We start from the raw sequence: 16,537 nt of genomic DNA on the forward strand, positions 1-16,537 counted from the left end.
CGTTCAAGCCGTTTTAGTAAAAACTAGGCTTTCTGTTTAATCTCGCAGCTTGTTCTTAACAAATCCACTCGCTGCCGTAGCTCTCTGCCCGGTTTGAAATAAGGTGAATACCGGGCCGGCAACTTTAATTCCGCTCCGGTTCTGGGGTTTCGGCCTGTAAAAGGCGGGTGGTAATGCAGGGAAAAACTGCCAAAGCCCCGGATTTCTATTCTATCGTTAGCGGTCAACGCTTTACTCATCTGCTCGATCATGCAGCCAACGGCCAGTTCCACCGCTTTCCGCTCTAAATGCGGCCATTTTTTAGCCAATAGGTCGATGAGTTCCGATTTAGTCATGTTAGCTCCTGTGTTGGGTTGAAAGTCAGATAGGGTTGTACGGCATATGACCTATTTTGCTGTGTTAAATGCCTTGGAAGTCCGGATAATGATTTGTTTAAGTCCAGTATTTATGCAGCCTGTAAGCATTTTTATAACGCAAACTTAAATGTTAAGCATGTATCGTGCCAATTTGCGCGGCTTATTGTCGCGCGTCAATCGGTCACATTTTCAAGGCCGATTTTATTCATTAGAATATTTGCAACTCTTGTGATTGCTCCCTTATTCAGGGAATTAGAGTTTAGCTATCCTTCCTCTTTAAATGCGGCCGGCAGCCCTGACCGCATCTTTTTAGCTTACGGGTGAAATCATGAAACGGAATTACCAGACGGATACATCCTATACCATTAACGATCACGATTTGATCAGACAAATAGCCTTCCATGAGGCGGGTCACGCTGCCGCCATTTATCTTTACAATAAACAAAAGCAACTGCCCTCGGTGTATTTTCAAATCACTATTAAGGCATTGGATTGTCAAAAAGACAGTTCTTTGGATAACCGCTTGGCTTATGATCATTTTGCCGCAGTCGTGGAAGGAGGCCGCCTGATTCAAAGCCTGCCGGTTGCGCTGATTGAAAGCACCCATTATTTCTCGGCCGCTGAGCAAGATGCCTATCAGACTGCTTTTGAAGCGGATATGATCAATTTATTGGCAGGGCCTCTGGCGGAAGCAAAACATGTGGCTCTTCGTGATGATGAGCAGTTTAATGCCCGACTGGTTAACATTGATGCCTTGCATTATTACGGCGGCACATCCGACCTTGAAAAGGTTTATGAGTATCTGGATATTTTTATTGCAGCCGGAAGTCGGCACGAAGAAAAGCTGGTTGAGCTGTTTGACAAAGCCTTTGAGTTCATAAGCTCACACACTCATTGGAAGGCTATTGAGTGTCTGGCGGACTATATTCTTAACAACAAGGAAAATATAATCAGCTGCGAGGAGGCGATTGCCGTACTGGACGAAAGCGGGTGGCCGCGGACGAAGTATTAGTCTTTTGTCGAGGAAAAGGCAAAGGTCTCAGGCTGCGCTATGTTTTGCAAGTGCAGGTTAAAAATGAATCATTAAGCAGTCGATATGGGTAGTCGATGAAATGAGGATGATGTCGCCGTATTCGGGGTGTTTGACACATTTGGCAGCAATCATTCCGGCACAGTCACATCGCTCAATTTCGTCGTAAACTTCGTCGGAAATTGCTGCATATTGCCGTACCGTAAGGGGGGTTATCTTTGCTACTTTCATTTGTATACTCTCCGATAGATTAAAAAGTGAGCATAGCCGGTAGTGCTATTTTGTTTATGAATATTCTCATTTATTATTGAAACTCAAGGTTAGCTAACGCATCAATGTAAGCAGTTCTGCATATTGAAAAATGATCTGACGATTTCTTCATCACGCCGCGTACTTCGTTTCACTCTCCTCCTTCATTGCTTAATCTGCAAAACCTCCACAGTACTCCAGACAGCTTCAATAAAATCCGTATCCATTTCAGGCATACCGTTCTGTATCCATTGCACCAGCACTTTGGCAATATTGGGATAGGTAATATGGACGGCGCGGTTGTCATGCAGCCAGTGTTCAATAACTGAGCTGTCCATATCATGCATGATGTGCCCGTAACCTAACTGCTGTAAGGCGGCGGCATTGGAGATTTGTTCCATTTGCGCATGCAGCGGTTTAGCCAGGATTCTTTTGCCCAGTTGCAGCGATTCACTGGCCAGCTCAAATCCGGCATTGCTGATAATACCGGCGCAATCGTATAAATCTTTCTGGAAACCGTTGCGCGACAGCGAATTGCAGGTGATGTGGGCGAATTTGGATGGAACCGGTTCCGGCGAATAAATATGAAAGTCAAAATTTTTAAAGGGCGACAAAAGCCGGATGACTTCATTCTGGTCTTCGAAAGGAAGGTACACAATGATCTTGTTTTTGATAATGCTTTTTGGCGTTTCGGGCGTGTCGATAATGGGCGGTAAAATGGGCTGGCCAAAATGATGCCAGTGTAAACCGACACCCACATCAGCCGGGGCAAAATACTTTATAACTTGATTGGCGATAGGATCCGATCCCTCTCTGGGGATTTTATGGTTAAACGCATATTGATGTCCGATGCCCAAAACAGGCTTTTTCTGGTTTTTTGCCGCCCAGGCGGTAACCGGTTCAAAATCGCTGATGACCAGATTATAGCTGCTTAAATCCAGTGATTTTATATCTTTTATAAAAGTAATGGGTTTGGCATCGCATGCGGTTTTCAAATAGCTGACTTGGCCTTTCTCGGTATGAAAGGTCAGGCCGGTGCGTGATTGATAGCCGTTAAAGACTTCCATATCGAAATACTTATCCGCAGGGCGGCCGGTAAATTGAAAGGTAACGTCAATTCCGGCGGCATAAAGTTCTTTCGCCATCACCCGCGCGCGAGTGATGTGGCCGTTACCGGTGCCCTGTACGCCATAAAAAATATTCATATTACGATTTGTCCCAAACTAAAGAGCGCTGTACCGATGCCCAAGATGACGCCTACCAACGTATCGGTCGGGAAATGCACGCCCAGCACCACGCGGGAGAAACCGACCAATGCCGCCCAACAATAAAGAAGGATCATTAAGGGGGGTAAGTAATAACCGAGCAAAGTCGCCATCATGAAAGCGGCGGACGTATGGCCGGATGGAAAACTGAATTGATCCGAGGGCGTAATAATGCTGCGAAAGTTTTGTAAAGCAGCTTGCGGCCGATTGCGTTTCAGGCTGTTTTTTAATACAAAATAGATGGGTCTTTCGATTAAAAAAGCCAACAGAACAGCATGCAAAAAGGGGCTTTCAAAACCCTCACTCCAATATAGCAAGCCTATGATGACCAGATACAGCGGGCCGTCGCCGGTTTTCGATATATAGCGGCTGGCCTTGGTCAAGGTGCCGTGTATTCTGGCATTGATCAGCCAGGTGAACATGAAAACGTCGTATTTATGGATGGAATAGAGCAGTTTCATATCTTTATCCTCTTGAGAGAAACTCTACAAAAGCCGGTTGCGATCTTTTGCGGGGACGAAAGGCGTTAACCTTCAAGGCAAAGCATAAAACTCTTCTGTGACAAAGATATGAACGTTTGTTTAAGTTTTTGTGACAAAGACTTACGCTACTTGTGCATATTCGGGTTGCGGCTCAAGCTGCTGATCCAGCAGTTGCTGACTTTCTTCCAGCCAGTGGACAATGGACAGCTGTCCGGCTTCATCTTCGATCAATGCGGTGCAACTTTCCACCCAGTCGCCGCAATTGCAGTAGGTTTTACCGAATTCCATTTCAGTTATGTCGGCGTGATGGATGTGTCCGCAAATAATCCCGTCCACATGCCTTTTTTGCGCTTCCAGGCTTAGGATATGCTGATAGTTATCCATGAAACTGATGATGTTTTTGACCTTGTGCTTTAAAAATGCGGAGATGGACCAGTATTTGAAGCCCATTTTTGAGCGCAACACATTCAGCCAGCGGTTGATGACCAACAATACCTCATAAGCCTCGCCGCCGATGTAAGCCAGATTTTTATTGTGACAGACGATGCTGTCGAATTCATCGCCGTGCAGAACCAGGAACTTGCGGCCGTCCCGGGTGGTATGAATGGCATTGAGCTGTATATCAACACCGTTAAAATGCATCCCGGCATGTTTGCGGAACGGCTCGTCGTGATTGCCGGGTATATAAATGACCCGTGTGCCTTTTTTGGCCTTGTCGATCACCCGTTGCACAATGTCGCCGTGCAGGGCAGGCCAATAAAAGCCGGATTTGAATTTCCACAAATCGATAATGTCACCGACCAGATAGAGATAGTCGCATTCGACATTATCGAGAAAATCCCTCAGCTGTTCAGCCTTGCAGCCTTTAGTGCCCAGATGGGTGTCTGAGATCCAAATTGAACGATACTTTAATGTCATGCTATCCACCTTTAACAAGTTTCGATGGTAGCTAAAATACCCTTGAATTATTACAGGAAGTTAACTGTTTGATGACGTTTCCATTAAGTTTCAGCGGCCTGCTTCAATGTCTACCCACTCTTTCAGTTGCAGCACCACCCACGCGCCGTCATCCAACGTCAGGTCGTGGCCTGCCCAAAGATGTCTGCGAAGTTCCAGATTCCACTTTTTGTGTATCGCCTCTGAGCAGGCCGGCGCAACCAGTCGATCGCCTAGTCCGTTTAATAATAAAACCGGTTGCTTCGGTTTTATCTTGCCGGGCCGATAAGTTGCAGCCGCTATAATCTGGCGGACGCTGTTTTTAAGGCTTATGGGGCGTTCATTTTGTATCTTTTCCCAGACGCGAATGGTTTGTTTCCGCTGATTTCGGCGGTTGCTTGTCAACCGCAAGATTCCCGATTCCCGGTTATGCAAGTCGCGCATCATCGCCAATGCGACAAAGTCTCGGTAACTTTGCCAGCGTAGCCGGTGATAAAAGGGACTCACATCGGCAAAACTGGTGTTCATCAGGGTTGCGCCGCAAATATCCTCGGGATAGCGGCGCATCCACTCCCAGGCCACCATCGCTCCCAGCGAAAGCGCAAGAATCGTTGCCGGTTGTTGTATGGCACCCCTATCCAGCGCATCGTGGCGTACGCTGTCGGTTATCGCCTTGATCGTGTTCGGACTGGTTTCCCGATGAAAGCAACCGGTGCCGGGCAAATCCAGCAGCGTTATTTGAGCCTCCGGAAATGCCGATTTTAAAAGAGGAACAAAATCGCCCCAATGTCCCGACTCACGCGCCAAGCCTCTCAGCAGTATCCAGTTTTTTCCTGGCGCTTTATTCATACCAAAGACCTGAGGCCTTTTTTTCATAGGCTGCCTTTTGTCGCGGCTTCAGCTGTGTCCATTGTTCCGGATACAAAAGGCTGCGGTATAAAAAGTCAAACAGCATGAAATGCCGCCGAAAAATCCGTTGCTGACGGTGCGGCAGCAGCGGATGGAACAAGCCGTGCCGCGAGAATAGATGCATCGGACTTTTGCGCAGCCAAAGCCATGAGCCCATTTCCAGTGTCAACGGCAGGAATAAGCGTTCGGCCTCAAAGCGTTGCACAAAATCATCGAACAGGTAATCCCACAGGTCGCCGTTAATCATATATTCCTGACAGGTCGGTTCAATCCTGTAGATATGGTGTTGATAGCAACGATCAAACAGTTCTTTTAAGGCCAAGGTTTCGGCAATAAAGGCAAACGGGGTCTTGCGCGAGGCGTAGGGAAACCATAGTCGATCCTGAATGCCGAATCCCGAGTGCAAATCCAGGGCGATCGACAACGGAGAATTGAACATGTGTTGTTGTACAACGCGGCATAAAGCTTGAGCTTCCTTTTCCATTTTGGATTCATCGCCGCGATACCAGGGCAGGCGGGGAGTGAGGCGGTGGCCGCTGAAAATACGGGTTGCGCCTATGCCTTCCACAGGCGAGTTGCGCATCAGGTCGACGCCGTTGCCATTGCAACGCGTGCCCAGATAAACGCCGACCGGATTGACGAGGGGGACAAAAACCAGTCGGGATTTTTCCAGCCGGGCCAGAAATTCCTGATCCCAGTCCAATAGCTGACTGATGGTTTCCATATAGGACAGGATCACTTCGGAACCGATTTTCTCCAGTCCATGTACGCCGCCGAAAAAGGCCAATACAGGCACATCGGGCTGAGTCGATCCCAGGGTAATGCAATGAATGGGGAATTCATGATCCTGGTATTGGATCTTTTCTATGACCTCGGTTTGGGCTCGGTCTCCTAATTGCTCAATAATGCGTTCAAGTTGTTCGAGTTCAGGGAATTTAATGGCAGTCATAAAACCGAATCAGTATTTATAGTCAAATACAGCACTATTTCCCAAAAAACCGGTTGCGACAATAATTCTTTTTTCATACTGGATTCATGCAAGGGAGGTGATCAGAATATCCGCGCTATTTTAAAAGTAGAAATCATCAGGAAACCCTGAATTAAAAAGACTATCGGCCAATAATTCAGGCTTTGAGGGAAGCTGCCAAAAAGCAGGAAAAGGACCGGAAACAGGACACCGTTCACGGTAATAGGCACGCCCTCGAAGCCCGTTCCGTCTGAAATATTATAGCGAGCGAGCCGAAGCATGCCGCAGGCGATAAAGAACAAGGCCACTGCGATGCCTAACATACCGGGAGAGCTCAGTGAGTAAAATAACAAGGCGGGAGCAACGCCAAAGGATACCAGATCGGACATGGAATCGATTTGTTTGCCGAAAAGATTCTTTTGATGCAGTAGACCGGCTATTTTTCCATCAAGCACATCAAACACCACCGCCAAAAACAGCAGCAATGCGCTTAAGTAAAAAGAACCGTCAATGGCGAACAAAATCGAAAGGACGCCGCAGCACAGATTTCCAACGGTAAAAATATCAGCAATTTTCATTAAACTTAAAATTTTCATAGCGTATCCTGTGGTTAACGTTATAACTGTTGCAAGCTTATAGCAGGCTCATGACAGGGTGATGAATTGAACCTTAAGATGATTTTAAACGCTGTTGATCCGAATTACCCGCCGGTACACCTTCTGAAATTTTTTCCCATATCCTGTCTCGTGCTTCAAGGCTGACGGTATGACGGTCTTTTCCCGAGCTGTTAATAACAGGGAGAAAACTAAGCCGCACCTCGATTTTATCCAAAGCCAGCATCCTGATTAAATGCGGCACAAAGGCATCGTCACCGACAAAAGGCGCATGTTCTTTGGCTGTGCCTTGGTATTGAAGGACTACGGGTTGAACAGTTGACTTGGTTAGTAAGGCAGGTTGAAATAAAGAGGAATGAAAGTGCAAAACCTCGTCGCCTTTAGTCGTCGTCCCTTCAGGAAAAGCAATAATGTTGCTGTTTTGTTTTAACAACCAGACCATTTTTTCGGCGGTAGTCCGGATATGCTGTTTATCGCCGCGACGGATAAAAATAGTGCCTGCTTGTCGGGCCAGATAACCGATGACCGGCCAGTTTGAAATGTCGCTCTTGGCAATAAAACAGGCCGGTAAATATTGGCCGATCACGATGATGTCCAACCAGGAGATGTGATTGCTAATTAGGATGGCGCGTCGTTCCGGCAACTCGCCATCTTTGATTATATGCAGGTTAACAATCGAGCTGAACTTTCGTAGCCAGCGGGTTTTGATTGCATCCTTTTTGACTTTGGCGTCGCGCGTTGAATATAAAAAACTCAGTGCCGGGAAAACACCCGTAGCTATGATGAGTCCATTGGTAAACAGGACGACAACCAGGAACAGTTTATAGTACAGCCGTATTTTCGATTTCATTGCCGGCCTACTGCGCCACGCCAGTTCCCGATTGGCTTGCGGTATACACTCCATCCCTGGAGATATAGCCGCGCATGTAGTGTTTGCTGTAACGCTCTTGCAATTGGTCGAGCGGTAATAACATAAATAAATCCATGCAGTTAAAATCTTTATCCCAGCAAGGTTCGCCGCAGACCATAGCGCCGAAACGAAAATAAGCCTTTAATAAAGGAGGAATACCCGACTCGTCCCGAGCGCATCTTAATTCGCTGGGTACCGGGATGCTGGGATTGACTTGAATAGAGGAGGGCGCAATATTTTTGGCATCGATATTCCGGTAAACCGCATCGACGGCAAAACCGCTGGGCCCCGGAGTAATGCTGGCACAACCGAGCAAATAATTAAACTGTCCTTCAAGCGCGTATTGAACCAGTGCCGACCAAAGCGTAGTTAGCACCGCGCTGCCGCGATAATCAGGGTCAACGCAAGTTCGGCCTATTTCCAAAAAACGGCCGGGTAACGTTAATACCTGATCCAGATTGAATTCGCTTTGAGAATAAAAACGGCCAAGGCGTTCCGCCTGATCTTGATTAAGCAATCGCGTGTAACCGACTATTTTTTTATTGACGTTGTCATACACAATCAAATGATCGCAATAATTATCCACCTCATCATAATCCAGTCCTTCCGATTCGGTCTTGAGCTTGGCGCCCATTTCTTTGGCGAACACACGGAAACGCAACGCCTGGGCTTCTTTTATTAACGTTTCTGAGTCTGCCTCCGCGCCAGCTCCCGGCAGGTTTCCGGCATACACACCATCCCTGGCGATAACAAAAGATTCCAATCGCTTGGAAGACTTGAACTGTATTGCTGCGTCTGTTTTTTTCATGGGTATCCACATGGCTAAATAAAGATGTGGATACCTTAATGAATAAAGGTGTCAGTTTTGTGTCGAACTCATGAACATCAAATGACAGAATAGTTAAGTTTTGATGACAGGCTATTTGCGATGTTGAGTTGAATGTAACTTCTCATTACTCTCAGGCCGCATTCAGAATCAAATCGGCTAAGCACGGAATGCTGGTAACAGGTGATTAAAAGTCATTTATTCACCACAAAGATACGAAGAAATAGAACTTCGTATCTTTGTGGTGATAATTTCTTATAAAAGGTTTAACCGATTTTTCAAAACCACTCTAAACGATATAAATCCGGGCGCCGATTCGCAAGATTACGTGCAGCGCCGCGAGTACGGACTTGTTTTAATAAATCCAGGTTAACATCGGCAATCAAAGTCATTTCGGTGTTTGGCGTCGCTTCCGCTAATATCGCATCATGCGGAAATGAAAAGTCGCTGGGACTGAAAATGGCCGCTTGCGCGTATTGGATATCCATGTTTTCAGCGTACGGCAAATTGCCGACACTGCCGGTAATCGCCACAAAACATTCATTTTCAATGGCGCGGGCGTGAGAGCAATAGCGTACCCGTTGATAGGCATTCTTGGTGTCGGTCCAGAAGGGGACAAAAATAATTTGCGCGCCCTGGATAGTCGCCAAGCGGGCAAGTTCGGGGAATTCGGAATCGTAACAGATTAATACCGCGATTTTTCCGCAATCGGTATCGAACACTTTTAACGCATCGCCGCCTTTAACGCCCCAACAACTGACCTCGTCAATGGTGACATGGATTTTGTATTGGGCTTCAAAGGTGCCGTCGCGCCTGAGCAGCCACGACACGTTATAGAGTTCATGGGCGCTATACTCGGGCATGGAACCGGCAATAATATTGATATTGTAAGACATGGCCATTTCCAGTAAGCCATTCCTGATTTCACTGGTAAAACCCGCCAAGGCGCGAATGGCATCGGGAGGGCTTTTATCATTAAACAAGCCCATCAGCGGCGCGCTCATGTATTCGGGGAAGAGCACAAAATCGGCATGGTAACCGGCTACCGCATCAATGAAAAATTCGGCATGCTTGAGCAATTCTTCGACGCTGGTCAAGGTTCGCATCTGCCATTGTACAACGCCTAAACGGATGACATTTTTGGAGCTGCCTAGCGATGGCGTTTTATCGACATAATCAAGATTGACCCATTCAAGCAGGGTAGCAAACCCCTTCGAATCGACATCGACAGGCAGATAGCCGGTTAACAGCTTACGTACATGGAAACCGTTAAACAGCTGAAATGAAAGCACCGGATCATAAATTTCCCGATTTTTGACCTCTTCGATATAACGCACCGGCGTTAAGGTATCGGCGTATTTGGCATAGCCGGGAATCCGTCCACCGGCAATAAATCGACGCAGGTTCAGGTTGCGGCATAACTCTTTGCGCGCATCGTACAATCTTCGGCCCAAGCGCAAGCCTCGATACTTTGGGTGGACAAAAATATCGACGCCATACAAGGTGTCGCCGAGTGGGTCATGATGAGTCAGATAACCATTACTGGTAATTTGAGCATAGGTGTGGACATCGCCAAAGCGGGCATAATCAACGACCATGCTTAATGCAGCGGCCACTAACTGGCCATTATCTTCAATGACAATCTGCCCTTGAGGAAAACGGGTGATTTGGGACGTATACTGGTCTTTCTTCCAGGCCCCACCCAAATTACCGTAGACATGCTCCATTAAAACCGCAATATTAGCGTAATCGTCAAGGGTCAGATGCCGAAGTAAAAGCTTATGTTTTTTGATCTTGTCTTTTTTCATAGCCAAAAAGTATAACTTTGCTTTTTGACGGCTTTATTACAATGTAATTAATCCATTATTTTTTTGAAGAATTCGGGCGGCCTGTTTTAACTTTTTCAACCTGTTCGATGGCTTGTTTGAGTTCGGCAAGGCTCAATTGGGTAAGCAACTGGAGTCCTGCACGAAGAAGTTCGCCTTTTTTAACATGGATTCCCTCTGCCAGGCAGGTTTGCTTGAGTTCTGAAATTTTCAGGTAATCATGTTCCGGAAAAGAAAAGCTATCCCTGATTACTTTTTCTTTAATGGATTTTCTTTTTTTAACCGACGTTTCCGCTTCTTTTTCAGGTATCTCAACGGCTTCTTTGACTTCCGTGGTATTACCGGCTTTTGCTATTGATGGCTTTTTTGAGGTTTTTTTGTTTGCTTTATGCTCTGTTAATGCTTCGGTAATCGGTTGATTTTCCGGCTGTTCAGTTGCAGTTTTTGGGGATTTAGGTTGTCTTGGGTTCATCATTATTCTCCGTTATACTTAAATAAAAAAACAGTATATACCGTTTATACTGTTTTTTATGGCTGTATTTTGTTAAATAAATCTTACTTGACCCAATGTAGGCAATGCAGGATCAGCGCGGCGTGCCGAAAACTCGAATGAGGCCGTTAATGTTACCTCAGTGCAGATGAGCAGCCAGCCAGATGGTGTGAAGGTCGGGCGGGGTCCATTCAACCCGGTGTCGGGTGTGTGCCGGAATCAGCAGATAATCACCGGCATTCAAATGGAAGGTTTGATGGTCTTTTTCGTAAAGGAGTATGGCCTCTCCATGAAGCAGCAGTACCCATTCATCCCAATCTTGATCGTACCATTGTCCTGCCGGTGTAATATGACCTTGGGATATAATGCGTTCAATTCGAATATTATCCCGATTGAAGATGCATTCAATGAGCTCTTCCGATAATTGATTCGGTATGTTTTTAAAAATGTTGGCGTTAACAGGATTCATCTGGTTTTTGAGCCGATAGTGGGTTTTATTTTATGAATTCAAGGACAAAATGGTATTGTATAATAGCTATTGTTTGTCATGCAGAGACTCTGTTAAGTAATGGAAACTTCGAGTTATGAATCAATTTAATTGTAGAGAGCAAGACAATCAGTAATACCTTGATAAACCTAACAGCGCCAGAGATGGCGGTCGAGACTGCCGGGAACCAAGGCCGCTACCGAACCGTTGCGATTATCGGCGGCGGTCCGGCCGGATTGATGGCAGCGGAAGTTTTAAGTCAAGCGGGTGTGACGGTCGATCTTTACGATGCCATGCCTTCCGTGGGGCGAAAATTTCTGATCGCTGGAAAAGGCGGAATGAATATCACCCACTCAGAGCCGTTCGATAAGTTTTTGTCCCGCTACGGCTCCCGTCAATCCTATATTAAACCGATGCTTGATAGGTTTGGACCCGAGGCTTTAAGAGCATGGGTACAGGGTTTAGGTATTGAAACTTTCATCGGTTCGTCAGGAAAAGTATTTCCTGTTGATATGAAAGCTGCGCCTTTGTTACGTGCATGGTTGCCTCGATTGCGTGTAAAGGGTGTGAGTTTTTATATGCGTCATCAATGGCTGGGCTGGGATGATGGCGAGGATAGAGCGCTGCGTTTTTTAACGCCGGAGGGTGAGCGGAAAGTCAGTGCAGATGCCGTGGTGCTGGCTTTGGGCGGCGGTAGCTGGGCGCGACTGGGTTCTACAGGCGCGTGGGTGCCGTTGCTGGCTCAACGCGGAGTTTCGGTTGAGCCGCTACAGCCTTCAAACTGCGGGTTTGATGTGGCTTGGAGCGAGTTCTTTCGCAGTCGTTTTGCCGGACAGCCTTTGAAGTCAGTGCAAGCGTCTTTTACCAATTCGGCCGGAGCTGAATTTTGTCAGCCGGGCGAATTGGTCGTCACTGCGGATGGTGTTGAGGGGAGCTTGATTTATAAGATGTCTGCCTTGTTGCGCGAACAGATTGCGGTATCGGGAACGGCGTTGATTTATCTTGATCTCGCTCCCGACAAGGATAAACAGTTTCTTATCGACAGAATTTCGCAGCCGCGCGGCAAGCACAGTATGGCAAATCATCTTCGCAAGCGAATTGGTATCGACAGCTTAAAGGCCGGCTTGCTGAGGGAAGCTTTATCGAAGGAGAATTTCGATGATCCTGTTCATCTTTGCGAAGCTATCAAGGCGCTGCCGGTTAAACTGCTTGCCGCAAGGCCGATTGATGAGGCAATCAGCAGTGCGGGCGGCGTTACCTTTGAGGCGCTCGACGAGCGATTAATGGTACGTTCCATGCCGGGCGTGTTCTGCGCCGGTGAAATGCTGGACTGGGAAGCGCCGACCGGCGGCTATTTGTTAACCGCCTGTTTTGCTAGCGGGCGTGTTGCAGGGGAGGGCGTATTGGCCTGGTTGCAGGATTGAATGTAAAAATTGATTACAAAGCGATGTTAAAGGCAAATCGCTAACCCTATCGACGTTGCACATCATAAAATAAACTAAAATATGAACGAAAGAATTACCGGATCAAAGTCTATGTCGAAGAAAAAGGCCGCTAATGTTTTTAACTTTTACCAAGATAGCGTATAAGGGCGGCTATGAAAACTCCAAAAAGTATTGAACCGCTGGTGCGGGACGGCCTCGTCGACGAGGTTATTCGTCCGTTAAAGAGCGGTAAAGAGGCCGCTGTCTACGTGGTACTCTCCGAAGGCGAGATACGCTGCGCCAAAGTCTATAAAGATGTTAACCAACGCGGTTTTCACAAACAGGCCCAGTACCAGGAAGGGCGCAAGGTGAGAAACAGCCGTCAGGCTCGTGCGATGGAGAAAAACAGCCGGTTTGGGCGGCAGCAGCAGGAAGAGGTGTGGCAAAATGCCGAAGTGGATGCGTTGTACCGTCTTGCCGCCGCCGGTGTGCGCGTTCCGCAGCCCTACAACTTTGTCGAAGGGGTGTTATTGATGGAGTTGGTGACTGATGAACACGGCAGCGCTGCGCCCAGATTGAACGATCTTGAATTGAGCCGGGAGCAAGCTCTTGAATACCACGGCTTGCTGATTAAGGAAGTGGTTAGGATGCTTTGCGTCGGACTTGTACACGGCGATCTTTCCGAATACAACATATTGGTTGACGCCAACGGCCCGGTCATCATCGATCTGCCGCAAGCTGTCGACGCGGCGGCGAATAATAATGCCGCCAGAATGCTGGAACGCGATGTCGATAATCTGGCCGATTATTTTGGCCGTTTTGCTCCCGAACTGCTTACTACCGAGTATGGCAAAGAGATCTGGAAACTTTATGAGACAGGCGATTTGACTCCGCAAGTTGAATTGACCGGCCGATTTAAGGCCAGCAGCAAAGTGGCGGATGTTGGTAGTATCATGCGGGAGATCAATGATGCCAGAGATGAAGCGATACGTCGTCGCTATGAACATGAAGATTAGATTATGAGTGACAAACAACCGGGAAATCCACTGCATGGCGTTACCTTGGAAAGGATACTCGAAGAGCTGGTAGCCGATTACGGCTGGGCCGAACTGGGCAGGTTGATCGACATCCGGTGTTTTAATAACGATCCCAGCATTAAGTCGAGTTTGAAGTTTTTAAGAAAGACCGAGTGGGCCAGAAAGCAGGTTGAAGAGTTGTATCTCTCAAAAAAAGAAGGTTGAATATTTTTATCCTAATAAACGGATAGCTGGGTTGGGCGACATCTTTTCGTCGTCCAACATTTTGGCTGACACAGTTAATGAAAAAATCCTGAGATTATTGTCCAGATAATGATTATTAGCGATGATATATGGAAACCAATAATTACTTATTAGGCCAATGCATACTGAATACATACTTGAACTGTGTGACACATCAGGCGAGCATAAACCGGTTGTTCGGTTTAAGTCTTCAGCACCATTTATCGCAGTAAATCTTGGAGACCGCTTCGATGATACAGGTTGGGAAAGGTTAGATGGAGTTGGCATTATTGCTTCATTAGAACATCCAAAGCGATATACGGTTCATTCAATAAAGCACCACATCGTGTCCAGCGCCGATAAATTGGTTGTGAAATATTGTTTGAATTTAGAACCCTATATTGGCCCCAGCTCTCCGGTGTGGGGCGATAATTAACAACAATCTAACACCGCAGTCGAGCAATCTTTTCACTATGGGTTTCAAAGATTCCAAGAGTTTTCATTATTTATATCAAAACAGCACACATTAAATGACATAAAAGTTGAAAAAAATATGGTATTTATCAATACCCACTTTTTCACTCATTGTGTCACCTAACAGCTTGCCCATGCAGTCGCGCTCACACTCCTTACCTATATTTATGTAGTTAAAGCTTGCTTTGACTATTCCAAAGAAAGTTGATCGCCTATCTTAAGACCAAAGATGTTTAAAGAAGCTTAGATTCAACTCATAAGTGCAATCGGCAATCTACGGTGCTAAAAAAACGATTGGGTTTAACGATGAGAAATTGTCGAAATTCTGATTCATGTTGCGGTGAATACGTTTTTTATAAAACTGCGTTGACCGAAATTGCTTTTCCCGCTTGTCAATATTAACGATGTCAAAACGGTTTGATGTATTATTTAAACTCCTTAGGGCAATCGTCTGGAACAAAGGAGTTGATCATGTTAATTAAAACCAAATCAAACATCTTAAGCAGCGAAATTACTGACCGGGCGGTTTTTGAATCCCGACGGGAGTTTATTAAAGCGGCAACCATATTTTCAGCGGGGATTATGTTGCCGAGTTTAGGACATGCAGAAGCGGGAAAATATGCCGATGTGCCGGTCGGGCCTTATTCCGCAAAATTACCGGTCACCGATCGTGAGGATGTAGCGAATTACACCAATTACTATGAGTTCTCCTCGAATAAAAAGGATTCGACTGTTTTAGCCAAGGGATTAAAAACCAAGCCGTGGAGTGTGGAAGTTGCAGGCGAGGTGGAAAAGCCGGGTGTTTACAATCTGGAAGATATTCTAAAAGATAATCCCGTGCAGGAACGTATTTACCGGTTTCGGTGTGTGGAAGCCTGGTCTATGGTGGTGCCGTGGATAGGCTTTCCGTTGGGCGACATGTTGAAGCGGTTTAAGCCTACCTCAAAAGCAAAGTTTGTCGAATTTACCACGATTTATAATCCGAAAGTCATGATCGGTCAGCGCTCCGGCGGCTTAGACTGGCCTTATGTGGAAAGTTTGCGCATCGATGAAGCCATGCATCCGTTAACGATGATGGTCACCGGCATGTACGGCGATGAGCTGCCTAATCAGAATGGCGCGCCGTTGCGCTTGATTGTGCCGTGGAAATACGGATTCAAGAGCATCAAGGCGATTGTCAAAATACGCTTTATCGAAAATATGCCTGAAACTGCGTGGCATAAAAGCGCGCCTAATGAGTATGGCTTTTACGCCAATGTTAATCCTGAAGTATCCCATCCCCGGTGGAGTCAACGCCGCGAGCGGGTGCTGGGCAGCAGTCTCTTTACCCCGAAGCGCGATACCGAAAAGTTTAACGGCTATGGTGCGGAAGTCGCTGCACTTTATTCCGGTATGGATCTGAAAAAGTATTTTTGATGTTACCCGGCAAAAAAGGCTGGGCGGCCATAAAAGTTATTGTTTTTTTACTGAGCTTGCTGCCTTTTTTGTTGCTGACCAATGATGCCTTTAACGATCAGCTTGGCGCTAATCCAGTAGAAGCCCTGCATTTCGGTTTTGGCGATTGGGCTTTGCGGTTTTTGTGCATCGGTTTGGCGCTGTCGCCCAGTAAAACAATAACCGGGCAGAATTGGCCGATGCGCTTTAGGCGTATGATGGGCTTGTATGCTTTTTTCTACGCCAGTCTGCATTTGCTGGTTTTTATCGTCCTTGATTTGTCGTTATCCTGGGAGGCATTTAAAGACGAGGTGCCGAAAAGCCCTTATATACTGATGGGCTTGCTGACTTATTCGTTGTTGCTTTCTTTAGCCGTAACCTCAACAAAAAGAATGCAGAAAAGATTGGGACGAAGCTGGATAAAGCTGCACAAGCTAGTGTATGTGGCGGGAATTACGGCTCTGGTACATTATTTTTGGTTGATAAAGTCAGATTATACCGAGCCGTTGATTTACGCTGGGGTGATAGCTGGTTTATTGGCAGTACGTATTGTTGTTTATTTCCGGAGAGCCGCTAAACTTTTTAGCCTTTAGCCTTTA

20 protein-coding genes are annotated in these 16,537 nt (G+C 46.5%); 7 read left to right on the forward strand and 13 right to left on the reverse strand.

Annotated elements, in window-relative coordinates; translation table 11 throughout:
• Positions 1 to 23 precede the first annotated feature (23 nt).
• Positions 24 to 335, reverse strand: coding sequence for an integration host factor subunit beta (locus Q8L79_RS12840; RefSeq protein ID WP_305271875.1), 312 nt, complete (start codon positions 333 to 335; stop codon positions 24 to 26).
• 349 nt (positions 336 to 684) lie between these two features.
• Here Q8L79_RS12840 and Q8L79_RS12845 point away from each other — a divergent pair, with 349 nt between their 5' ends.
• Positions 685 to 1,368 (forward strand): hypothetical protein, encoded by a 684-nt coding sequence (locus tag Q8L79_RS12845; protein ID WP_305271877.1) that lies wholly within the window; start codon positions 685 to 687, stop codon positions 1,366 to 1,368.
• Between the two features lie 57 nt (positions 1,369 to 1,425).
• Here Q8L79_RS12845 and Q8L79_RS12850 read toward each other — a convergent pair whose 3' ends face one another.
• The 12 genes from Q8L79_RS12850 to Q8L79_RS12905 all read right to left on the reverse strand — a co-directional run bounded on the left by Q8L79_RS12850 (position 1,426) and on the right by Q8L79_RS12905 (position 11,329).
• Positions 1,426 to 1,617 carry a hypothetical protein gene (locus tag Q8L79_RS12850; protein WP_305271879.1) on the reverse strand — a complete coding sequence of 64 codons (192 nt, stop codon included), beginning with the start codon at positions 1,615 to 1,617 and terminating at the stop codon, positions 1,426 to 1,428.
• Positions 1,618 to 1,799: 182 nt separating this feature from the next.
• Positions 1,800 to 2,840 carry an MJ1255/VC2487 family glycosyltransferase gene (locus Q8L79_RS12855; RefSeq protein ID WP_305271881.1) on the reverse strand — a complete coding sequence of 347 codons (1,041 nt, stop codon included), beginning with the start codon at positions 2,838 to 2,840 and terminating at the stop codon, positions 1,800 to 1,802.
• The gene (locus tag Q8L79_RS12860) at positions 2,837 to 3,361 is read right to left on the reverse strand and encodes a phosphatase PAP2 family protein (RefSeq protein WP_305271884.1); all 525 of its coding nucleotides are present in this window, start codon (positions 3,359 to 3,361) and stop codon (positions 2,837 to 2,839) included. The genes Q8L79_RS12855 and Q8L79_RS12860 overlap by 4 nt, the downstream gene beginning before the upstream one ends.
• A gap of 141 nt (positions 3,362 to 3,502) precedes the next feature.
• Positions 3,503 to 4,300: a UDP-2,3-diacylglucosamine diphosphatase gene (locus Q8L79_RS12865; RefSeq protein ID WP_305271886.1), complete on the reverse strand. Its 798-nt coding sequence runs from the start codon at positions 4,298 to 4,300 to the stop codon at positions 3,503 to 3,505.
• A gap of 90 nt (positions 4,301 to 4,390) precedes the next feature.
• Positions 4,391 to 5,167, reverse strand: a complete 777-nt coding sequence (locus tag Q8L79_RS12870; protein ID WP_305271888.1) for an alpha/beta fold hydrolase — start codon at positions 5,165 to 5,167, stop codon at positions 4,391 to 4,393.
• Positions 5,160 to 6,176 (reverse strand): M14 family zinc carboxypeptidase, encoded by a 1,017-nt coding sequence (locus Q8L79_RS12875; protein ID WP_305271890.1) that lies wholly within the window; start codon positions 6,174 to 6,176, stop codon positions 5,160 to 5,162. The genes Q8L79_RS12870 and Q8L79_RS12875 overlap by 8 nt, the downstream gene beginning before the upstream one ends.
• Positions 6,177 to 6,277: 101 nt before the next feature.
• The gene (gene pssA, locus Q8L79_RS12880; RefSeq protein ID WP_305271892.1) at positions 6,278 to 6,790 is read right to left on the reverse strand and encodes a CDP-diacylglycerol--serine O-phosphatidyltransferase; all 513 of its coding nucleotides are present in this window, start codon (positions 6,788 to 6,790) and stop codon (positions 6,278 to 6,280) included.
• A gap of 73 nt (positions 6,791 to 6,863) precedes the next feature.
• Positions 6,864 to 7,658, reverse strand: a complete 795-nt coding sequence (locus tag Q8L79_RS12885) for a 1-acyl-sn-glycerol-3-phosphate acyltransferase (RefSeq protein WP_305271894.1) — start codon at positions 7,656 to 7,658, stop codon at positions 6,864 to 6,866.
• A gap of 7 nt (positions 7,659 to 7,665) precedes the next feature.
• Positions 7,666 to 8,526, reverse strand: a complete 861-nt coding sequence (locus Q8L79_RS12890) for a GNAT family N-acetyltransferase (protein ID WP_305271896.1) — start codon at positions 8,524 to 8,526, stop codon at positions 7,666 to 7,668.
• 296 nt (positions 8,527 to 8,822) lie between these two features.
• Positions 8,823 to 10,352 carry a carbon-nitrogen hydrolase family protein gene (locus tag Q8L79_RS12895; RefSeq protein WP_305271987.1) on the reverse strand — a complete coding sequence of 510 codons (1,530 nt, stop codon included), beginning with the start codon at positions 10,350 to 10,352 and terminating at the stop codon, positions 8,823 to 8,825.
• A gap of 55 nt (positions 10,353 to 10,407) precedes the next feature.
• The gene (locus Q8L79_RS12900) at positions 10,408 to 10,845 is read right to left on the reverse strand and encodes a hypothetical protein (RefSeq protein WP_305271898.1); all 438 of its coding nucleotides are present in this window, start codon (positions 10,843 to 10,845) and stop codon (positions 10,408 to 10,410) included.
• 154 nt (positions 10,846 to 10,999) lie between these two features.
• Positions 11,000 to 11,329, reverse strand: coding sequence for a cupin domain-containing protein (locus Q8L79_RS12905; RefSeq protein ID WP_305271900.1), 330 nt, complete (start codon positions 11,327 to 11,329; stop codon positions 11,000 to 11,002).
• A 182-nt stretch (positions 11,330 to 11,511) separates the two neighbouring features.
• Here Q8L79_RS12905 and Q8L79_RS12910 point away from each other — a divergent pair, with 182 nt between their 5' ends.
• From Q8L79_RS12910 to Q8L79_RS12935, 6 genes are all read left to right on the forward strand, one after another.
• Complete coding sequence (locus Q8L79_RS12910; RefSeq protein WP_305271989.1) at positions 11,512 to 12,771, forward strand: TIGR03862 family flavoprotein; 1,260 nt, start codon at positions 11,512 to 11,514, stop codon at positions 12,769 to 12,771.
• A gap of 173 nt (positions 12,772 to 12,944) precedes the next feature.
• Positions 12,945 to 13,787 carry a PA4780 family RIO1-like protein kinase gene (locus tag Q8L79_RS12915; RefSeq protein WP_305271902.1) on the forward strand — a complete coding sequence of 281 codons (843 nt, stop codon included), beginning with the start codon at positions 12,945 to 12,947 and terminating at the stop codon, positions 13,785 to 13,787.
• 3 nt (positions 13,788 to 13,790) lie between these two features.
• Positions 13,791 to 14,012, forward strand: a complete 222-nt coding sequence (locus tag Q8L79_RS12920) for a VF530 family protein (RefSeq protein ID WP_305271905.1) — start codon at positions 13,791 to 13,793, stop codon at positions 14,010 to 14,012.
• Positions 14,013 to 14,169: 157 nt separating this feature from the next.
• Positions 14,170 to 14,466, forward strand: coding sequence for a hypothetical protein (locus Q8L79_RS12925; RefSeq protein WP_305271907.1), 297 nt, complete (start codon positions 14,170 to 14,172; stop codon positions 14,464 to 14,466).
• Positions 14,467 to 14,975: 509 nt separating this feature from the next.
• Entirely contained in the window at positions 14,976 to 15,920 is a 945-nt protein-coding gene (gene msrP / locus Q8L79_RS12930) for a protein-methionine-sulfoxide reductase catalytic subunit MsrP (protein ID WP_305271908.1), read from the forward strand.
• Positions 15,920 to 16,531 carry a sulfite oxidase heme-binding subunit YedZ gene (locus tag Q8L79_RS12935; RefSeq protein WP_305271910.1) on the forward strand — a complete coding sequence of 204 codons (612 nt, stop codon included), beginning with the start codon at positions 15,920 to 15,922 and terminating at the stop codon, positions 16,529 to 16,531. Before msrP ends, Q8L79_RS12935 begins: the two co-directional genes overlap by 1 nt.
• The last annotated feature ends 6 nt before the right edge of the window (positions 16,532 to 16,537 follow it).

It is taken from the genome of Methylobacter sp. (genome assembly GCF_030680395.1).
Taxonomy (GTDB): Bacteria; Pseudomonadota; Gammaproteobacteria; order Methylococcales; family Methylomonadaceae; genus Methylobacter_A.

What these genes read in the sequence shown, in the direction of transcription:
- Q8L79_RS12870 (WP_305271888.1), bottom strand. Translation starts at nt 5,167, where the DNA reads ATGAATAAAGCGCCAGGAAAAAACTGGATACTGCTGAGAGGCTTGGCG.
- Q8L79_RS12925 (WP_305271907.1), top strand. Translation starts at nt 14,170, where the DNA reads ATGCATACTGAATACATACTTGAACTGTGTGACACATCAGGCGAGCAT.
- pssA (WP_305271892.1), bottom strand. Translation starts at nt 6,790, where the DNA reads ATGAAAATTTTAAGTTTAATGAAAATTGCTGATATTTTTACCGTTGGA.
- Q8L79_RS12920 (WP_305271905.1), top strand. Translation starts at nt 13,791, where the DNA reads ATGAGTGACAAACAACCGGGAAATCCACTGCATGGCGTTACCTTGGAA.
- Q8L79_RS12885 (WP_305271894.1), bottom strand. Translation starts at nt 7,658, where the DNA reads ATGAAATCGAAAATACGGCTGTACTATAAACTGTTCCTGGTTGTCGTC.
- Q8L79_RS12915 (WP_305271902.1), top strand. Translation starts at nt 12,945, where the DNA reads ATGAAAACTCCAAAAAGTATTGAACCGCTGGTGCGGGACGGCCTCGTC.
- Q8L79_RS12935 (WP_305271910.1), top strand. Translation starts at nt 15,920, where the DNA reads ATGTTACCCGGCAAAAAAGGCTGGGCGGCCATAAAAGTTATTGTTTTT.
- Q8L79_RS12845 (WP_305271877.1), top strand. Translation starts at nt 685, where the DNA reads ATGAAACGGAATTACCAGACGGATACATCCTATACCATTAACGATCAC.
- Q8L79_RS12860 (WP_305271884.1), bottom strand. Translation starts at nt 3,361, where the DNA reads ATGAAACTGCTCTATTCCATCCATAAATACGACGTTTTCATGTTCACC.
- Q8L79_RS12895 (WP_305271987.1), bottom strand. Translation starts at nt 10,352, where the DNA reads ATGAAAAAAGACAAGATCAAAAAACATAAGCTTTTACTTCGGCATCTG.
- Q8L79_RS12855 (WP_305271881.1), bottom strand. Translation starts at nt 2,840, where the DNA reads ATGAATATTTTTTATGGCGTACAGGGCACCGGTAACGGCCACATCACT.
- Q8L79_RS12900 (WP_305271898.1), bottom strand. Translation starts at nt 10,845, where the DNA reads ATGATGAACCCAAGACAACCTAAATCCCCAAAAACTGCAACTGAACAG.
- Q8L79_RS12910 (WP_305271989.1), top strand. Translation starts at nt 11,512, where the DNA reads ATGGCGGTCGAGACTGCCGGGAACCAAGGCCGCTACCGAACCGTTGCG.
- Q8L79_RS12905 (WP_305271900.1), bottom strand. Translation starts at nt 11,329, where the DNA reads ATGAATCCTGTTAACGCCAACATTTTTAAAAACATACCGAATCAATTA.
- Q8L79_RS12840 (WP_305271875.1), bottom strand. Translation starts at nt 335, where the DNA reads ATGACTAAATCGGAACTCATCGACCTATTGGCTAAAAAATGGCCGCAT.
- Q8L79_RS12865 (WP_305271886.1), bottom strand. Translation starts at nt 4,300, where the DNA reads ATGACATTAAAGTATCGTTCAATTTGGATCTCAGACACCCATCTGGGC.
- msrP (WP_305271908.1), top strand. Translation starts at nt 14,976, where the DNA reads ATGTTAATTAAAACCAAATCAAACATCTTAAGCAGCGAAATTACTGAC.
- Q8L79_RS12875 (WP_305271890.1), bottom strand. Translation starts at nt 6,176, where the DNA reads ATGACTGCCATTAAATTCCCTGAACTCGAACAACTTGAACGCATTATT.
- Q8L79_RS12890 (WP_305271896.1), bottom strand. Translation starts at nt 8,526, where the DNA reads ATGAAAAAAACAGACGCAGCAATACAGTTCAAGTCTTCCAAGCGATTG.
- Q8L79_RS12850 (WP_305271879.1), bottom strand. Translation starts at nt 1,617, where the DNA reads ATGAAAGTAGCAAAGATAACCCCCCTTACGGTACGGCAATATGCAGCA.